18 protein-coding genes are annotated in these 17,030 nt (G+C 70.1%); 1 reads left to right on the top strand and 17 read right to left on the bottom strand.

Going from position 1 to position 17,030, the window contains the following annotated elements; all coding sequences use genetic code 11:
* Positions 1-71: 71 nt before the first annotated feature.
* The 13 genes from QCZ28_RS29690 to glyA form a co-directional block, all read right to left on the bottom strand.
* Entirely contained in the window at positions 72-527 is a 456-nt protein-coding gene (locus QCZ28_RS29690; protein ID WP_030333188.1) for a DUF2550 domain-containing protein, read from the bottom strand.
* 12 nt (positions 528-539) lie between these two features.
* Positions 540-821, bottom strand: a complete 282-nt coding sequence (locus QCZ28_RS29695; protein ID WP_030333186.1) for a F0F1 ATP synthase subunit epsilon — start codon at positions 819-821, stop codon at positions 540-542.
* An 88-nt stretch (positions 822-909) separates the two neighbouring features.
* Entirely contained in the window at positions 910-2,052 is a 1,143-nt protein-coding gene (locus QCZ28_RS29700; protein WP_279519711.1) for an LCP family protein, read from the bottom strand.
* A 224-nt stretch (positions 2,053-2,276) separates the two neighbouring features.
* On the bottom strand, positions 2,277-3,713 hold the full coding sequence (gene atpD, locus QCZ28_RS29705; protein ID WP_130404086.1) for a F0F1 ATP synthase subunit beta: 1,437 nt from the start codon (positions 3,711-3,713) through the stop codon (positions 2,277-2,279).
* Positions 3,713-4,642 carry a F0F1 ATP synthase subunit gamma gene (locus tag QCZ28_RS29710; protein ID WP_130404088.1) on the bottom strand — a complete coding sequence of 310 codons (930 nt, stop codon included), beginning with the start codon at positions 4,640-4,642 and terminating at the stop codon, positions 3,713-3,715. The genes atpD and QCZ28_RS29710 overlap by 1 nt, the downstream gene beginning before the upstream one ends.
* 4 nt (positions 4,643-4,646) lie before the next feature.
* On the bottom strand, positions 4,647-6,299 hold the full coding sequence (atpA, locus tag QCZ28_RS29715) for a F0F1 ATP synthase subunit alpha (protein WP_279519712.1): 1,653 nt from the start codon (positions 6,297-6,299) through the stop codon (positions 4,647-4,649).
* 142 nt (positions 6,300-6,441) lie between these two features.
* Positions 6,442-7,263, bottom strand: coding sequence for a F0F1 ATP synthase subunit delta (locus QCZ28_RS29720; RefSeq protein ID WP_279519713.1), 822 nt, complete (start codon positions 7,261-7,263; stop codon positions 6,442-6,444).
* Positions 7,263-7,802 (bottom strand): F0F1 ATP synthase subunit B, encoded by a 540-nt coding sequence (locus QCZ28_RS29725; protein ID WP_279519714.1) that lies wholly within the window; start codon positions 7,800-7,802, stop codon positions 7,263-7,265. Before QCZ28_RS29725 ends, QCZ28_RS29720 begins: the two co-directional genes overlap by 1 nt.
* A gap of 25 nt (positions 7,803-7,827) precedes the next feature.
* Positions 7,828-8,070 carry a F0F1 ATP synthase subunit C gene (locus QCZ28_RS29730; RefSeq protein ID WP_130404096.1) on the bottom strand — a complete coding sequence of 81 codons (243 nt, stop codon included), beginning with the start codon at positions 8,068-8,070 and terminating at the stop codon, positions 7,828-7,830.
* A gap of 66 nt (positions 8,071-8,136) precedes the next feature.
* The gene (atpB, locus tag QCZ28_RS29735) at positions 8,137-8,931 is read right to left on the bottom strand and encodes a F0F1 ATP synthase subunit A (protein WP_279519715.1); all 795 of its coding nucleotides are present in this window, start codon (positions 8,929-8,931) and stop codon (positions 8,137-8,139) included.
* 11 nt (positions 8,932-8,942) lie between these two features.
* The gene (locus tag QCZ28_RS29740) at positions 8,943-9,179 is read right to left on the bottom strand and encodes an AtpZ/AtpI family protein (protein WP_030333169.1); all 237 of its coding nucleotides are present in this window, start codon (positions 9,177-9,179) and stop codon (positions 8,943-8,945) included.
* A 181-nt stretch (positions 9,180-9,360) separates the two neighbouring features.
* Positions 9,361-9,786 carry a hypothetical protein gene (locus QCZ28_RS29745; protein WP_279519716.1) on the bottom strand — a complete coding sequence of 142 codons (426 nt, stop codon included), beginning with the start codon at positions 9,784-9,786 and terminating at the stop codon, positions 9,361-9,363.
* Positions 9,779-11,068 (bottom strand): serine hydroxymethyltransferase, encoded by a 1,290-nt coding sequence (gene glyA / locus QCZ28_RS29750; RefSeq protein WP_279519717.1) that lies wholly within the window; start codon positions 11,066-11,068, stop codon positions 9,779-9,781. Before glyA ends, QCZ28_RS29745 begins: the two co-directional genes overlap by 8 nt.
* A gap of 35 nt (positions 11,069-11,103) precedes the next feature.
* On the opposite strand from glyA, the gene QCZ28_RS29755 reads away from it, so the two are divergent.
* Positions 11,104-12,567 (top strand): SDR family oxidoreductase, encoded by a 1,464-nt coding sequence (locus QCZ28_RS29755; RefSeq protein ID WP_279519718.1) that lies wholly within the window; start codon positions 11,104-11,106, stop codon positions 12,565-12,567.
* A gap of 9 nt (positions 12,568-12,576) precedes the next feature.
* On the opposite strand, the gene QCZ28_RS29760 is transcribed toward QCZ28_RS29755, so the two are convergent.
* From QCZ28_RS29760 to prmC, 4 genes are all read right to left on the bottom strand, one after another.
* Complete coding sequence (locus QCZ28_RS29760) at positions 12,577-14,688, bottom strand: transglycosylase domain-containing protein (RefSeq protein ID WP_279519719.1); 2,112 nt, start codon at positions 14,686-14,688, stop codon at positions 12,577-12,579.
* Between the two features lie 130 nt (positions 14,689-14,818).
* Complete coding sequence (locus QCZ28_RS29765) at positions 14,819-15,430, bottom strand: phosphotyrosine protein phosphatase (protein ID WP_279519720.1); 612 nt, start codon at positions 15,428-15,430, stop codon at positions 14,819-14,821.
* Positions 15,431-16,078 (bottom strand): L-threonylcarbamoyladenylate synthase, encoded by a 648-nt coding sequence (locus tag QCZ28_RS29770; RefSeq protein WP_030333157.1) that lies wholly within the window; start codon positions 16,076-16,078, stop codon positions 15,431-15,433. It abuts the gene before it with no gap.
* A gap of 32 nt (positions 16,079-16,110) precedes the next feature.
* Entirely contained in the window at positions 16,111-17,025 is a 915-nt protein-coding gene (gene prmC, locus QCZ28_RS29775; RefSeq protein WP_279519721.1) for a peptide chain release factor N(5)-glutamine methyltransferase, read from the bottom strand.
* Positions 17,026-17,030 lie beyond the last annotated feature (5 nt).

Consider the following 17,030-nt stretch of genomic DNA (forward strand, 5'->3'; position numbering starts at 1 on the left):
GATCAAGCCTGACCGCCCTGCGCCGGGCGGGCTGCCCCGGAAACCCAGAAGAGCAACCACAGGCGAGCAGATCAGGCAGCCGGCCAGTCCTGGGAGGCCATACGCGGCGAGACCGCCCCCGGAGGGGCGGCCTCGAGCCAAGAGAGGAAACCGGTAACTGTCGATCGCGCCATGGCGATCTCCACCGGTGCGTGGTGACTGGTACAGCGGAGAATCACCCAGTCGGCCGGCATGGAGAACCGTTCCTGACCTTCGGGCAACCGGCGGCGCTCCACGGCCAGCCCTTTACGGGAGAGCACCCGCTTGGGCCGGATGGCGAAGCTGAACATGCGGTACCAGCGCAGCTCGTCACCGACGAACCGACCGAAGCCGGGCGACCAGCCACGGCCGTCGAGCATGGTGGAGACCCGGACGCTGAGCCGGATGATGCCGCCGCTGCGGGTGACCAGAGCTCGCCGGACGAAGAGGATCAGAAGCGCGCCGAGGATGACGACAACGCCGATTCCGAAACCTTCGACGATCTCCATCCCCGGTGTGGCTCAGCGGCTCTGCGCGGAGACCGGGGTTGCGCTCTCGGCCAGCACGGTGACACCGTCGGCGCTCACCGAGAGGAAGCCGCCGGCCACCTCGTAGGCGACCTGCTCACCGCCGGCGAGCTTGATGCGCACCTGGCCGGGCTCGGCGAGCTGGCCGAGAAGCGGCGCGTGCCCCGGCAGGACACCGAGCTCGCCCTCGGTCGTCCGGGCGACGACCATCTCGGCGTCACCGGACCAGACCTTCTCCTCAACGGCGACGAGCTCGACGTGAAGCTGCTGTGCCACGCTGTCTCCTTGCTGCGGCTACGGATTGCCGAAAGTCTAGCCTGACGGTGCGGCGCGCCCAACGCGGGTGGGGACAACGACGCCGGGACTACTTGGTCTTGTTGACGAATTCCGGGTGCTCGAGCAGGAACGGGTCGAGTTGCTCGTTGTGCAGGGCGGTGAAGAAGTCCGGGACCCCTTCCTTGAACTGCTCACCCAGGTACTTCTTACCGTCGAAGACGCCACCACCGGGCAGCTTGATCATTTCGATGGTGTTCGGGCGGATGTCCTTCAGCGCGAGCCCGAAGTCGACAACGCTGTTTCCCCGACCATTGAAGATCAGCGACTGCCCGGCGGCGCGGAGCACCTTGTCCAGCTTGATGGGATTGGACACCACGTCGGCGCTGAACGCCTGGCCGACCATGGCCTTGACGAACTGCTGCTGGTGGCGCTGCCGCCCGTAGTCGGAGTCCGGGACGCCGTTCTTCGGGTACCGCTGCCGGACGTAGTCCAACGCCTGCCACCCACTCAGGTGCTGGTTGCCCTTCTTGTAGACCGCCTGCGGGCCGACGTAGCCCTCGCCACGGGTGTTGCCCGGACGCGGCGTGCCGTCCGGCTTCTTGTGCTCGGACCGCACGTCGCGCTCGATGTACATGTCGACACCACCCATGGCGTCGACGATCTTCTGGAAGCCGGTGAAGTTGATGATCGCGCCCGCGTCGAACCGCTTGATGCCGGTCACCTTCTGCACGGTGGTGGCCAGCAGCTCGAAGCCCCGTGCCGCGTCGGGGTTGGCCCCCGGCACCCTGCTGCCGAACGACATGGCAGCGTTGATCTTCGTGGTCTCGCCCGGGAACTCGGCCTTCTTGAACGCCGGAATATGCACGTAGAGGTCGCGCGGCAGCGAGAACAGGTAGGCCCGGTCCATCGACGCCGGCACGTGCAGCACCATGATCGAGTCGGCCAGTGGCGCGGCCGTCGGCGTACGCGGGTCGATGCCGACGAGCAGGATGTTGAGCGGACCCTTGATCTCGCTCTTCTTCGCCTGGGCACCCGCCGCCTGGTCGCCGAACAGGTCGGCCTTGCCGACGGCCCCCTCGTAGCGGGCCATGAGCACCTCGGTGCCAACCAGCACCGCACCGCTGAGCACTGTCAGCACGGCGCCGAACACCGTGCAGATCCTGGCCCACCGTGGCACACCTCGCCAGATGGACGGCTTGCGGCCACTCTTGCCGGCCTTACCCACGAGCATCTCCGTTCGTTACGCCCACGACGAGAAAGACGGGCGCACGTCCTCGAAAGGTTGCAAAGATCAACGCTCGTTCAGGTGAGCGCGCGGAACGAACCGTAGCTCGGGAGTCGCGGAAGTGCCGACCACGAGTAACGGACCGCGACGATGGTAAGACGCGAACATGAACAAAAGACTGCCCCGGCATTGCCGGGGCAGTCTTTTTGTTGCGGATCCGAGAGGGCTGGTCAGCCCTTCATCAGCTCCTCAGCCTTCTTCTCCAGGTCGTCGAGACCGCCGCACATGAAGAACGCCTGCTCGGGGAAGTGATCGTACTCACCCTCGCTGATCTTGCGGAACGCCTCGATGGTCTCCTTGATCGGGACCGTCGAGCCCGGCACGCCGGTGAACTGCTCCGCCGCGTACGTGTTCTGCGACAGGAAGCGCTCGATCCGCCGGGCCCGGGCCACGGTGATCTTGTCTTCCTCGGAGAGCTCCTCGATACCGAGGATGGCGATGATGTCCTGCAGGTCCTTGTAGCGCTGCAGGATCCGCTTCACCTCGGTGGCGACCTGGAAGTGCTCCTGGCCGACGAACTCCGGGGCGAGGATCCGGGACGAGGACGCCAGCGGGTCCACGGCCGGGTAGATGCCCTTGTCGGAGATCGACCGCTCCAGGTTGGTGGTCGCGTCCAGGTGGGCGAACGTGGTGGCCGGGGCGGGGTCGGTGTAGTCGTCCGCCGGCACGTAGATCGCCTGCATCGAGGTGATGGCCTGGCCCCGGACGGAGGTGATCCGCTCCTGGAGCTCGCCCATCTCGTCGGCCAGGGTCGGCTGGTAACCAACGGCGCTCGGCATCCGGCCGAGCAGGGTGGAGACCTCCGAACCGGCCTGGGTGAAGCGGAAGATGTTGTCGATGAAGAGCAGCACCTCCTGCTTCTTCACGTCCCGGAAGTACTCCGCCATGGTCAGCGCGGAGAGCGCCACCCGCAGACGGGTGCCCGGCGGCTCGTCCATCTGGCCGTAGACCAGCGCGGTCTTGTCGATAACGCCGGACTCGGTCATCTCGGCGATGAGGTCGTTGCCCTCACGGGTGCGCTCACCCACGCCGGCGAAGACCGAGGTACCACCGAAGTTACGGGCAACACGGGTGATCATCTCCTGGATGAGCACCGTCTTGCCCACGCCCGCGCCGCCGAACAGGCCGATCTTGCCGCCCTTGACGTACGGGGCGAGCAGGTCGATGACCTTGATGCCGGTCTCCAGCATCTCGGTCTTCGGCTCCAGGTCCGCGAAGGCCGGGGCCTTGCGGTGGATACCCCAGTGGTCGTCCGGGGTGAGGGTCTCGCCCTCTTTGAGGTTGAGCACCTCGCCGATCGCGTTGAACACGTGGCCCTTGACCGCGTCGCCCACCGGAACGGTGATCGGCTCGCCGCGGTCACGAACCTCCGCGCCGCGGACCAGGCCGTCCGTCGGCTGCATCGAGATGGCGCGGACCAGGTTGTCACCCAGGTGCTGGGCGACCTCCAGGGTCAGCGTCTTCTCACCGCCGGACAGGTCCACGGTGACGTTCAGGGCGTTGAACAGGGCAGGCATGGCGTCGCGCGGGAACTCGGCGTCGACGACCGGGCCGATGACCCGGACCACGCGACCCGTGGCCGTCTTGGTCTCTACTGGGGCAGTCATCACACTTCACTTCCCGACGCGGCCAGCGCGTTGGCGCCGCCGACGATCTCGCTGATCTCCTGGGTGATCCCAGCCTGGCGGGCCGAGTTCATCTCACGCGTGTACTTCTCGATCATCTCTTCGGCGTTGTCGGTGGCGCTCTTCATCGCCCGCCGCCTCGCCGCCGACTCACTCGCCGCCGACTCGATCAACGCCGCGTAGATCCGCGTGTTGATGTACCTCGGCAGGAGCGCGTCGAGCAGCGCCTCCGCCTCCGGCTCGAACTCGTACGCCGGCAGCAGCCCCTCGGAGCGCGGCCGGTCCTCCACCTGCATCGGACCAATGATCTTGGTGACCGGGTTCTGCGTCATGAGCGAGTGGAACTCGGTGTAGACGATGTGCAACTCGTCGACGCCGAGCACCCCGTCCGCTCCGGCGCCGCCGTCGACGTCGTCCGCACCGGCGGTGAACGCCTTGATCAGCGTCTCACCCACGGCGCGGGCGTCCTCGAACGACGGCTGCTCGCTGAACCCGGTCCAGTTCGCCTCGATCGGCCGGTCGCGGAACCGGTAGAACCCGACCCCCTTACGCCCGATGACGTAGAGCACCGGCTCCTTGCCGTCCGCCTTGAGGCGTGCGATCAGCGACTCGGCCATCCTGATCGCGTTGGAGCTGTAACCACCGGCCAGGCCACGGTCGCTGGTGACCAACAGGACGCCGGCCCGCCGCACCCGCTCGCGCGGGGTGAGCAGCGGGTGGTCGATCCGCGCGTTGGACGCCAGCGCCGTGAGCACACCGGTGATGGCCTGGGCGTACGGCAGGGACGCCTGCACCCGGGCCTGAGCCTTGGCGATCCGGCTCGTCGCCACGAGCTCCATCGCCTTGGTGATCTTCTTCATCGACTTCGCCGAGCGGATTCGTTGACGAAGAACGCGTACCTGGGCCGCCATCAGATCAGCTCTCGGCCGGGCGGTCGGTCGCGCCGTCGCGGAAGCGGGTCACCGTCTCGCGGTTCTCCTCGCCCTCAAGCGGGGCGGCCGGCGCGTCGTTGACCTTGCGCTCGTCCTCCTTGTTGAGGAAGACCTGCTTGAACTCGGTGATCGCCGTGTCCAGCGAGCTGACGATGTCGTCGCCCCACTGGTTGTCGGCGATCCCGGCCAGCACACCCTCGTGCTTGTGCCGCAGGTACTGGAGGAACTCCGACTCGAAGCGCCGGATGTCACCCACCGGGATGTCGTCCAGCTTGCCCTCGGTGCCGGCCCAGACCGAGACGACCTCTTCCTGCACCGGGTACGGCGAGTAGTTCGGCTGCTTGAGCAGCTCGACCAGCCGGACACCGCGGTCCAGCTGGGCCCGGGAGGCCCGGTCCAGGTCGGAGGCGAAGGCGGCGAACGCCTCCAGCTCGCGGTACTGGGCCAGGTTGAGCCGCAGCGAGCCGGCGACCTTGCGCATCGGCTTCACCTGGGCGGCGCCGCCGACCCGGGAGACCGAGGTGCCGACGTTGATCGCCGGACGAACGCCCTGGTTGAACAGGTCGGTCTCCAGGAAGATCTGGCCGTCGGTGATCGAGATGACGTTGGTCGGGATGAAGGCCGAGATGTCGTTGGCCTTCGTCTCGATGATCGGCAGACCGGTCATCGAGCCGCCACCCAGCTCGTCGGAGAGCTTCGCGCAGCGCTCCAGCAGGCGCGAGTGCAGGTAGAAGACGTCACCCGGGTACGCCTCACGGCCCGGCGGGCGACGCAGCAGCAGCGACACGGCCCGGTACGCCTCGGCCTGCTTGCTCAGGTCGTCGAAGACGATCAGGACGTGCTTGCCGCCGTACATCCAGTGCTGTCCGATGGACGAGCCGGTGTACGGGGCGAGGTACTTGAAGCCGGCCGGGTCGGACGCCGGCGAGGCGACGATGGTGGTGTACTCCATCGCGCCCGCCTCCTCCAGCTGCCCCTTGATCGAGGCGATGGTGGAGGCCTTCTGGCCGATGGCGACGTAGATGCAGCGAACCTGCTTCTTCGGGTCGCCGGTGCGCCAGTTGTCGCGCTGGTTGAGGATGGCGTCCAGGGCGACGGTGGTCTTGCCCGTCTTCCGGTCACCGATGATCAGCTGCCGCTGGCCCCGACCGATCGGGGTCATCGCGTCGATCGCCTTGATGCCGGTCTGCAGCGGCTCGAACACCGACTGCCGGGACATCACGTTCGGAGCCTGCAGCTCCAGCTCGCGGTAGCCCTCGTCGGCGATGTCGCCGAGCCCGTCGATCGGCTGGCCGAGCGCGTTGACCACGCGGCCGAGGAAGGCGTCACCAACCGGAACCGAGAGCACCCGGTTGGTGCGCTTGACCCGCTGCCCCTCCTCCAGCTTGGCGGAGTCACCGAGGACGACGACGCCGATCTCCCGCACGTCGAGGTTCAACGCCACGCCGAGCGTGCCGTCCTCGAACTCCAGGAGCTCGTTGGTCTTGGTCGAGGGCAGGCCCTCGACGTGGGCGATGCCGTCACCGGTGTCGGCGACGGTGCCGACCTCCTCGCGGGAGACGTCGGACGTGTAGGAGGAGACGTAGCGCTCCAGGGCGCCGCGGATCTCCTCCGTCGAGATGGTCAGCTCGGCCATCCTCTGCTTCCTTAAAATTCAGGGGCCCGGGATACCTAGTACCAACCGGTCCGAATGGCGTCTGTCAATCCGGGCGCTGCGGCGGCGGAGCCGCCCCAACGGTGAGGCGGCGGAACCACCGCATTGCTGGCGGCGAAGCCGCTCAGCGCTTCGCGAGCGCGTTGCGGGTCTCGTTGAGGCGGCGCAGGATGGTGCCGTCGTACAGGTCGGAGCCGACCCGGACGCTCACGCCACCGAGGACGGCGGGGTCGACCGTCTGCTTGACGGACACCTCTCGACCGTATATCGCGGTGAGGCTCGCACCCAGCCGACGCTCATCCTCGTCACTCAACGGGGCCGCGACGGTCACGTACGCCACCTGCCGGTCACGCCGGTCGGCGGCCAGCTCGACCAGCCGGGTGAGCGCTCCGCTGAAGGAGCGTCCCCCGAACCCGCCGAGCGCCGCCTCGACGAGGCGGACGGTGACCGGACGGGCCTTGTCGGCGAGCAGCTCGCGGGCCAGGGTGGCCCGCTGCTCGACCGGGGCGACCGGGTCGGCGAGCGCGTTGCTCAGCGCCGGCTGACCGGCCACGACCTGGCCGAAGCGGAACAGCTCGTCCTCGACCTCGCCCAGCTCGCCGGCGGAGTCGGCGCTGGCGAGCAGCGCCTCCACGCCGAGGCGCTCGGTGCCGTCGAGCAACTCCGACGGTGCCGACCAGCGGCCGGAGACCAGCACCACGAGCAGATCGAGCGCGTCGGCGCCGATCCGCCCGCCGAGCATGTCGCCGAGCAGAGCGCCACGATCCTCGCCGGACCGGGCCGGCTCGGAGAGCGCCCGGCGCAGCCGCGGCTCACGCCGCAGCAGGGTCGCCACGGAGAGGATGGCGTCGGCGGTGGAGGCCACCGCCGACGGCTCCGCGCCGCGGACGTACGCGTCGAGGCGCTCGGCCGCGATCTTGTACGACTCCCGGCTGGCGGCCTGCATCAGCGGGCCCCCGTGCTCTCGAGACCGCTCAGGAACCGGTCGACGGTGCCCTTACGCCGTGCCTCGTCGGCCAACGACTCGCCGACGATCTTGCTGGCCAGGTCCACCGCGATGGTGCCGACCTCCGCGCGCAGCTCGCGCACGATGGTGGCCCGCTCGGCGGCGAGCGCATCCTTGCCAGCCTGGATGACCCGGTCGGACTCTTCCCGCGCCTTGGCGAGGATGTCCTGCCGGATGCCCTCGGCGTCGGCCCGAGCGTCGTCACGGATCTTGGCGGCGTCGGTCCGGGCCTCGGCGAGCTGGGCACGGTACTGCTCGAGCAGCTGGTTCGCCTCGGCCTGGGCGGCCTCGGCGCGCTTGATACCGCCCTCGATCGCGTCGACCCGAGCCTGGAACGTCTGCTCCATGCGCGGGAAGACGAACTTCATCAGCACGAAGCAGAGCACGGCGAAGGCGACCGAGCCGACCACGACCTCCTGCCAGAGCGGGATGATCGGGTTGTGGGTCGACTCACCACCCTCAGCGGCGAGGAAAATCATGGTTACCTCCCGGTCAAAGGGTGGATCAGGCTGCGGAGCCGGCCCAGATGAAGCCGAAGGCGATGCCCAGCAGCGCCAGCGCCTCGATGACGGCGAAGCCGATCCAGACGTACGGCAGGGTCATCCGCGACGACTCCGGCTGACGGGCGGTCGACTGGATGTAGGCAGCGAAGACCAGGCCGACGCCGATGCCGGGGCCGATGGCGGCGAGGCCGTAGCCGATGGCAGCGGTGCTACCGGTGACCTCGGCGAGAACGCTAGCGTCCATTGGTGTGGTTCCTCCTGGTTATCACGCGTGACTCTCACGCGGGACGACAACGGTTGGTGCGGTGGATCAGTGCTCGTCGGCGAGCGCGCCCTGCACGTAGCTGGCGGTGAGGACGGTGAAGACGTATGCCTGCAGGCAGATCACCAGGAACTCGAGGAAGGTGAGCGCGATGGTCATCACCCAGGAGAGCACCGAGACCGGAGCAAGCCAGGCGTTGGCGCTCAGCATCGCGAAACCGCCGAGCGTGAAGACCAGCAGGAGCATGTGACCGGCGAACATGTTCGCGAAGAGACGAACCGCGAGCGAGAACGGCCGGACGATGAAGGTCGAGAAGAGCTCGATCGGGATCAGCAGCGGCAGGATGTACCACGGTGCCGGCGGGATGAGCGAGTTCTTGAAGTATTTGACGAAGCCGTGCTTCTTGATGCCGATGTAGTTGAACAGCACGTAGCTGATGATCGCGAGGATCGCCGGGAAGGCGATGTGCGAGTTCGGCGAGATCTGGAAGAGCGGCACGATCGCGAAGAAGTTCGTCAGCAGCACGAAGCAGAACAGCGTGGTGAAGTAGGGCGCGAACCGCACACCCTGGTGACCGATCATGTCGACGGCGATGTTGTTGCGCACGAAGCCGTAGATCGACTCGGCGAACCACTGCTTCTTGGTCGGCACCAGCTGCGGGTTCCGGTAGGTCGCCAGGAAGAAGATGATCAGGACGCCGACCGCGATCCAGACCATCGCCGTGATCTTGGTGAACCAGATTGAGTCCTGACCCCAGGGCAGGATGCTGGGCAGGTAGAAGTCGTCCACCGTGGGTGGGAATCCCGCCTGGCCCGCTGCCAGAACGTTCGCCTGTCCGAACACCGCGTCCCTTCCTAAGTTGGCGTGCCGAGCCGGCGAACGACCAGGATGATCCCCCCGGCCATACCGAGCACGACTCCGATGCCGGTGGCGACGCCACCGGTGTCGAGCCACTGGTCAACCAACCAGCCGATGAAACCCCACACGAGCATGCCTCCGACGAGGTAGCTGAGCGCGGTCCAACCCTGACCGGCGCCGGACGGATAATCGTCCGGTTCACCGGCGGGACGGGGGGTTTGGTCACCAGCCATGACGGGGCGAACGATATCAGCCGGGAAGACGAGGCTGTGCCTCACCCCCCGCACAACCGTGGTTGTGTGGGCTTCTCGTGGGCGCCGTCGTCTGTGGGCACGCTACTCCCCTTCCGCCCGTCGGAAAATGACCGGAGGCCGACACATTGCGGCGCGTCCGAAAGGTGGGACGACCGTCAGGTCAGCTGTGCGCGCGACGAGCGTGCACCGTGGTCAGCCACCAGATGTGTACCGCCGTCCACACTGCCACCCCGGCGACGATGCCGAGGCAAAGCGGGATCAACCCCGCCCAACCGGTCGACGCCACCGCCACCAGCACCCCACCCAGCAGGCTGAACTTCAGCACGTACAGCCCGACGCCGAGCGGCAGCAGCAACTGCGGGTTGACCTGGTCGGCCCGGGCCAGCACCACAGTGGTCAGGGTGTAGCTGAACACCGTGACACCCACGCCGGCCGCCGCGCCGAGCGCCCCGGTCAGACCGCCGGTCACCCCGCCCACCAGCGCGGCGACCGCGGCCAGCACCGCCGACGCGGCCAGCAGCACCGGCAGGTGCCGCAGCCGCCACCGCCGGTCGGTGTCCGGCTCGACCACCCCGGGCTCAGCCACGGGGGTACGCCGGGAACGTCGCGACCAGCTCGGCCACCTCGGCACCGAGCCGGGTCAGCTCATCGGCCCCGCCCGGAGCGTCGGGATCGGTGCGTACCGCGCGGGCGATCATCGTCGCCACCTGGCGCAGCTCCCCCTCGCGCATCCCCTGCGTGGTCACGCTCGGTGTGCCCACCCGGATGCCCGAGGCCACCATCGGCGGCTGCGGGTCGTACGGAATCGCGTTCTTGTTCAGGGTGATCGAGGCGGCGTCGCAGCGACGCTCGGCCTCGGTGCCGGTCACCCCCAGCTCCCGCAGGTCGATCAGGGCGAGGTGGGTGTCGGTGCCACCGGACACCGGGCGCATCCCCTCGTCGGCCAGCCCGGCGGCGAGCGCCTGGGCGTTGCTGACCACCTGCCGGGCGTACGTCTGGAACTCCGGCTGGGCGGCCTCGCGCAGCGCTACCGCCTTGGCCGCGACCGCGTGCATCAGCGGGCCACCCTGGGTGAACGGGAAGACCGCCTTGTCGATCCGCTGCGCCAACGACTCACGGCACAGGATCATGCCGCCGCGCGGGCCACGCAGCACCTTGTGGGTGGTGGCGCAGACGACGTCGGCGTACGGCACCGGGGACGGGATCGCCCGGCCGGCGACCAGGCCGATGAAGTGCGCCGCATCGACCATCAGGTACGCGCCGACCTCGTCGGCGATCTCCCGGAAGCGGGCGAAGTCGATCAGGCGCGGGTAGGCGGTGGCTCCACAGATGATCAACTTTGGTCGGTGCGCCCGCGCCAGGTCGCGTACCTCGTCGTAGTCGATCAGCTCGGTGTCCGGCCGGACCGGATAGCCGACCGGGTGGAACCACTTGCCGGAGAAGTTCACCCGGCTGCCGTGGGTCAGGTGCCCGCCGTGCGGCAGGTCCATCGCCAGCACCGTGTCCCCCGGCTGCACCAGCGCGGCGTACGCGGCCAGGTTGGCGCTCGCCCCGGAGTGCGGCTGGAGGTTGGCGTGCTCGGCCCCGAAGAGCTCCTTGGCCCGGGCGATGCCGATCTCCTCAGCCCGGTCCACCTCGGCGCAGCCGCCGTAGTAGCGCCGGCCCGGGTAACCCTCCGCGTACTTGTTGGTCAGCGTCGAACCGAGCGCCGCCAGCACCGCGGGCGAGGTCAGATTCTCGCTGGCGATCAGCTGCAGGCCACCCCGCAACCGGTCCAACTCGCCGAGGACCACCCCGGCGATCTCCGGATCGGTGGCCCTGAGCTGGGCGAAATCCGGCCCCCAGAAGGTGCTCGTCTCGGTCTCCACAGCAAACGAGTCTAGGGGGCAGCAGACTGGGACCCGTGAGATGCCTCGTCACCGGAGCGACCGGCTACATCGGCGGGCGGCTGACGCCGCTGCTGCTCGCCAACGGGCACACCGTGCGCTGCCTCGCCCGTAAGGCGGTGCGGCTGCGCGACGTCCCCTGGGCCTCGGCGGCCGAGATCGTCGAGGGCGACCTCAGCAAACCGGAGACGCTGGCCGCCGCGTTCGCCGACGTGGACGTCGCGTACTTCCTGGTGCACTCGCTGGGCCGGTCCGACTTCGAGGCGGCCGACCGGGCGGCGGCGACCAACTTCGCGGCGGCGGCGCGGGCGGCCGGCGTACGGCGGATCGTCTACCTGGGCGGCCCGGAACCGGCCTCCGACGCGGAGGTGCCATCCCCGCACCTGCGTTCCCGCGCCGAGGTGGGCCGGATCCTCCTGGCCAGCGGGGTGCCCACGGCGGTGCTCCGGGCCGCGGTGATCATCGGGTCCGGCTCGGCGTCGTTCGAGATGCTGCGCTACCTGACCGAGCGACTGCCCGTCATGGTCACTCCACGGTGGGTGCACAACCGGATCCAACCGATCGCGGTCCGCGACGTGCTGCACTACCTGGCCGGCTGCGCCGACCTGCCGGCCGAGGTCAACCGGGGCTTCGACGTCGGCGGGCCGGACGTGCTGACCTTCCTCGAGATGATGCAGCGCTACGCGCGGGTGGCCGGCCTGCGCCGACGGGTCATCGTGCCGGTCCGTCCGCTCACCCCGTCGCTCTCGTCGCACTGGGTCGGCCTGGTCACCCCGGTGCCCAACAAGATCGCCCGCCCGCTGGTGGAGAGCCTGATCCACGAGGCGGTCGCCCACGAACACGACATCGCCCGCTACGTCCCGGACCCGCCCGACGGCCTGACCGGCTTCGACCAGGCGGTGGCGCTGGCGCTGGCCAAGGTACGCGACGCCCAGGTGGAGACCCGCTGGTCCACCGCGAGCGGCCCGGACGCGCCCGCCGAGCCGCTGCCCAGCGACCCGGACTGGTCCGGCGGCACCGCCTACACCGACGTGCGGGAGCGGATGGTGGACGCCCCACCCGCGGCGCTCTGGCGGGTCGTCGAGGGCGTCGGCGGCGAGCACGGCTGGTACTCCTTCCCCCTCGCCTGGTCGATCCGGGGCTGGCTGGACCGGCTGGTCGGCGGGGTCGGGCTGCGGCGGGGTCGACGCGACCCGCACCGCCTCCAGGTCGGTGAGGCGCTGGACTTCTGGCGGGTGGAGGAGATCGTCCCGGGCGAGTTGCTGCGACTGCGTGCCGAGATGCGGCTGCCCGGCCGGGCCTGGCTGGAGATGCGCGTGCTGCCGGCCGAGGGCGACCGCAGCCGCTACCAGCAGCGCGCGGTCTTCCTGCCGCGCGGCCTCGCCGGGCACGCCTACTGGGGATCGGTGGCCCCGTTCCACGCTGTGGTCTTCGGCGGAATGGCCCGCAACATAGCCCGCAACGCCGAACAACCCCGCTGACGTCGTCGGTTAGTTGCCGGCCTGGGGTTGGGTTTGGAAGGCCGTTCGCTCGCTCGGCGGGACGAAGTCGCGGACCGGTTCGTCGCGCAGGGCGTACGACAGCACCGCACCGACCGCGTTCACCATCTGGGCCTGCACCGCCTGACCGACCGCGTCGCGGGGATCGTCCGGGTTGGCGGCCATCGAGGCGACCGCGAGCTGCGGCGTGAACGCCACCACCGTTTCCGTCTCGTACCGTTCCGAGCTGCCGGTCTTGCCGGCCACCGGGCGACCGAGCTTCGCCCTCAGCCCCGGTGCGGTGGCACCGTCGCAGCGCCCGTACATCGACTGGTCCCCGACCGGGCAGCGAGCCGCGTCGGTGGCCGCCCGCGCCACGTCGGCGTCGAGCACCTGCCGGCAGTCCGGCTTGGCGGCGTCGACCGGCCGGCCGTTCGAGTCGCTGATCGAGACCACCGGCAACGGCGCGCACGAGGTCCCCTCGGCCGCCACCGTGGCGTACGCGCTGGCCAGGTCCAGCGGGGTGGTCGCGGCCACGCCCAGGGTGAACGGCCCCCAGTCCTTCGCGCCGTAGCGGGCCAGCTCGGCGTCGGACTTGGCCCGCAGCACGATGCCGAGCCGCTCGGCCATCTCCACCACCCGGTCGGCACCGACCTTCTCGGTGAGCCAGGCGAAGTACGTGTTCACCGAGCGGCCGAACGCGCCCCACATGGTGCGGGGGCCGTCCATCGACGACGGGCTGGCGTTCGCCGGGCACCAGCGGCCGTCGCAACTCGCCGCCCCGGTCACCGGGAAGCGGGTGAGCAACTGGGTCGGCGCCACGAACTCGGTCGACAGCGGCAGGCCCGACTCCAACGCCGCCAGCAGGGTGAAGAGCTTGAACGTCGAACCGCCCTGGTACCCCTCGATCGCGCCACCGCCGGCGATCAACTGGTTGACGGTGTTCGGGTGGTTCTTCTGCCCGACCGGGTTGTCCGCCACGCTGTACGCGCGGTTCACCGACATCGCCAGCACCCGCCCGGTGCCCGGTTGCACGACGGCGGTGGGCACCGCCTCGGCCCGGCTCATCGGGTAGATCTTCAACACCTGCTCGGTGGTGGCCCGCTGCACTCCCGGGTCCAGCGACGACACGATGGAGAACCCGCCCCGGCGCAGCGCGCGCTGTCGCTCGTCGGCGGTCGCCCCGAACGCGGACTGGCTGCTCCACCAGCGGGTGAACCAGTCGCAGAAGAAGCCCCAGTCGTTGTGCGCGTCGGGCACCCCGGTGCAGTCGTTCGGGGTCGCGCTGGGCCGCAGCTGCAGCGGTTCGGCGCGCGCCGCCGCCGCCGCGTCCGCCGGCACCTGCCCGGACTCCACCAGCCGTTCCAGGACGTACGCCCGCCGGGCCACCGCGCTGTCGGCGTCGCCGTTGATCGGGTCGTCGCTGTCCGGCGAGCGCACCAGGCCGGCGAGCAGCGCCGCCTGGGCCAGGGTCAGCTCGGCCGGGGACCGGGAGAAGTACCGCTTGCTGGCCGCCGCGATGCCGTACGCCCCGGCCCCGAAGTAGGCGATGTTGAGGTAGCGGGTCAGGATCTCGTCCTTGTCGAGCTCCCGTTCCAGGGCGAGCGCGTACCGCATCTCCTGGAGCTTGCGGACGGTGGTGAGCTCGGTGGCTGCTTCCCGTTGCGCCTCGGTGAGCCGGGGGTCGTTGCTGAGCACGTTGCGGACGTACTGCATGGTCAGCGTGGAGGCGCCCTGGCGGGTCTGGCCGTCGCGCTTGTTGACGGTGAACGCGCGGACCACGCCCCGCAGGTCGACCCCGCTGTGCTGGTAGAACCGGACGTCCTCGGCAGCCACTATCGCCTGGCGCATCACCGGGGCCACCTCGTGCAGCGGCACGTCCACCCGGTCCTCCTGGTAGAAGGATGTGATCAGGGTGGTGCCGTCGTTGGCGTAGAGGTTGGACCGCTGCGCGGTGGGCGGCGTACGGAGTGTGTTCGGCAGCTCCGAGTACGGCGTCGACAGGGCGCTGAAGCCGATCCCGAAGACCAGGGCGAGGGGCAGGGCGGCGGCGGCCAGCACCAGCCCGGCCAGCACGCCGGCGATCACCACGGTCAGCAGTTTGTCGAGATGGGCCCGGATCATCAGCTCTCCCCGCAGGAGCCGGTCACGCTAGGACCCGTTCAGAATGACCCGGAACGCACCTTTAGCCCCGGGTTTTCCCCAAACCCGGAGGAAACTCGCACCACGCCCTGAGCGGCAGCGCGCACCATGCTCAGGGCAGCAGTACGCCGGCCAGCGGGTGGACCGTCTCCTCGATCTCGTCGGCGACCCGGCTGAAGCACTGGTCGCCACGACCCCACGGGTCGTCCAGGTCATCGGTGGGCAGCGCCGAAGCGCCCAGCCGCGCGTCGTGGGCCGCCGCCACCACTGCCACGCCCCGGGCGTACACGGCCTCCGGGGTGGCGTCGCCCGGCGGCAGTGCGGCAGCGTCCACCGCCGCCAGCAGCCGACCGAACTCGCCGAGGACGAACGTGCGGGCCGCCGCGTCCGGGCGGAGCGCCACCACGTACTCCTGCTGGTCGGCGGTGGCGGTCAGGACCAGGTCGGCGGCGTCGATGTGGTCCGAGCGCAGCTTGCGCGCCGCGAACCCGTCCACGTCCCCGCCACGGCCGGTGACCTGCCGTGCCGCCGGCGGGTTCATCTCCTCGCCCGCGTGCCAGCCACCCGTGCCGGCGCTGTGGCTGTGCACCAGCTCCTCGGCCTGGGCCGGGTCCTGCGCACGCCGGGTCAGGCGCTCCCGCACCGCCAGGGCGAGCAGCCGCTCCGCCATCGGCGAGCGGCAGATGTTGCCCATGCACACGTGCAGAACCGTGAACGGGGGCACTCAGACCGCCCGACCGTCGACGAGATCCGGAACCACGTCGCGCAGCTTCTCCAGTGGGATCGCCCCGGCCCGCAACAGCTGCGGCACCTCACCGGTCAGATCCACGATCGTGCTGGGCACCGGGTCCGGGCACGGCCCGGCCTCCAGATAGGCCCGCACCGAGTAGCTGAGCTGATCACGCGCCTCGTTGGCGGTGACAGCGGCCGGCTGGCCGGTCTTGTTCGCCGACGACACCGCCATCGGGCCGGTCTCGCGCAGCACCTCCAACGCCACCGGGTGCAGCGGCATCCGCACCGCCACCGTGCCGGTCTTGTCGCCCAGGTCCCACTGCAGGCTCGGCGAGTGCTCGACCACGATCGTCAACGCACCCGGCCAGAACGCCTCCACCAGGTCCCGGGCGGCGGTGGGCAGCGAGAAGACCAACCCGTCGAGGGTGTGCCGCGAGCCGATCAGCACCGGCGGCGGCATCTGCCGACCCCGGCCCTTGGCATCCAGCAGCGCCTTCACCGCGTACGGGGTGAACGCGTCCGCGCCGATCCCGTACACCGTGTCGGTCGGAAGAACAACCAGCTCGCCGTTCTTGACCGCCTCGATCGCCGCAGCGATGCCGCGGTCCCGATCGGCGGGCGACCGGCAGTCGTAGAGCATCACGAGGAGTCAGTCTGCCACGCCTCCCCGATCTAGGCCCGCTGGCCGTCCGCCCGTCGGGACGCGGTGGCGAAGCGGGGACGCCCGGTGAGGTCCGGATGCTCCGCCACGGCGGTGAAGCCGCCGTGCTCGGCGAGCAGCCCGGGCACCGCCACCCCGTGGGTGTCGTCGTGCTCGACGCCGAGGACGCCTCCAGGGCGCAACAGCACCGCCGCCCGGGCGACCACCGGCCGGATCACCGCCAGACCGTCCGCGCCCCCGAAGACCGCCTCCGCCGGGTCGTGCCCGGCGACCTCGGGCGGGACCACCACGTCGTCCGGCACGTACGGCGGGTTGCACAGCAGCACGTCCACCCGGCCCACCAGCTCGGCCAGCAGGTCCGGCGCGGTCACGTCGGCCTCGACCACCTCGATCGGCCGGTCCCCCGCCGCCGCCCGCTCCGCCGCGTTGCGCCGCAGCCAGGTCAGCGCCGCCGGGGACCGTTCCACGGCGACCACCCGCGCCGCCGGCAACTCCTGGGCCACCGCCAGGGCGATCGCGCCCGAGCCGCTGCACAGGTCCACCACCAGCGGCTCCGGCCGACCCTGGGCCTGCTCGATACCCCAGCCGGCCAGCAGCTCGGTCTCCGGCCGGGGCACGAAGACACCAGGGCCGACCGACAGCTCCAGGTGTCGGAACCCGGCCCGGCCGGTCAGGTGCTGCAACGGCTCACGCGCCGCGCGGCGGCGGGTCAGCTCGTCGAGCCGCACCAACTGGTCGCCGCTGAGGTCGTCGGCGAGCGCCAGTCGGCCCCGGGGAACCCCCAGCACGTACGCCGCCAACACCTCGGCCTCCACGCGGGCGGAGCCGACCCCGGCGGCGGCGAGCGAGCGGGCCGCCCGGGCCACCGCGGCGGACGGCCGGACCGGGCCTGTCCCTTCGGGGGGGTGTTGCGGCAAAGTACTCACGACAT

The sequence above is a fragment of the Micromonospora sp. DH14 genome, assembly GCF_029809455.1.
Taxonomy (GTDB): Bacteria; Actinomycetota; Actinomycetes; order Mycobacteriales; family Micromonosporaceae; genus Micromonospora; species Micromonospora parva.

What these genes read in the sequence shown, in the direction of transcription:
- QCZ28_RS29690 (WP_030333188.1), bottom strand. Translation starts at nt 527, where the DNA reads ATGGAGATCGTCGAAGGTTTCGGAATCGGCGTTGTCGTCATCCTCGGC.
- QCZ28_RS29700 (WP_279519711.1), bottom strand. Translation starts at nt 2,052, where the DNA reads ATGCTCGTGGGTAAGGCCGGCAAGAGTGGCCGCAAGCCGTCCATCTGG.
- atpD (WP_130404086.1), bottom strand. Translation starts at nt 3,713, where the DNA reads ATGACTGCCCCAGTAGAGACCAAGACGGCCACGGGTCGCGTGGTCCGG.
- QCZ28_RS29710 (WP_130404088.1), bottom strand. Translation starts at nt 4,642, where the DNA reads ATGGCGGCCCAGGTACGCGTTCTTCGTCAACGAATCCGCTCGGCGAAG.
- atpA (WP_279519712.1), bottom strand. Translation starts at nt 6,299, where the DNA reads ATGGCCGAGCTGACCATCTCGACGGAGGAGATCCGCGGCGCCCTGGAG.
- QCZ28_RS29720 (WP_279519713.1), bottom strand. Translation starts at nt 7,263, where the DNA reads ATGCAGGCCGCCAGCCGGGAGTCGTACAAGATCGCGGCCGAGCGCCTC.
- QCZ28_RS29725 (WP_279519714.1), bottom strand. Translation starts at nt 7,802, where the DNA reads ATGATTTTCCTCGCCGCTGAGGGTGGTGAGTCGACCCACAACCCGATC.
- QCZ28_RS29730 (WP_130404096.1), bottom strand. Translation starts at nt 8,070, where the DNA reads ATGGACGCTAGCGTTCTCGCCGAGGTCACCGGTAGCACCGCTGCCATC.
- QCZ28_RS29740 (WP_030333169.1), bottom strand. Translation starts at nt 9,179, where the DNA reads ATGGCTGGTGACCAAACCCCCCGTCCCGCCGGTGAACCGGACGATTAT.
- QCZ28_RS29760 (WP_279519719.1), bottom strand. Translation starts at nt 14,688, where the DNA reads ATGATCCGGGCCCATCTCGACAAACTGCTGACCGTGGTGATCGCCGGC.
- QCZ28_RS29770 (WP_030333157.1), bottom strand. Translation starts at nt 16,078, where the DNA reads ATGCTCTACGACTGCCGGTCGCCCGCCGATCGGGACCGCGGCATCGCT.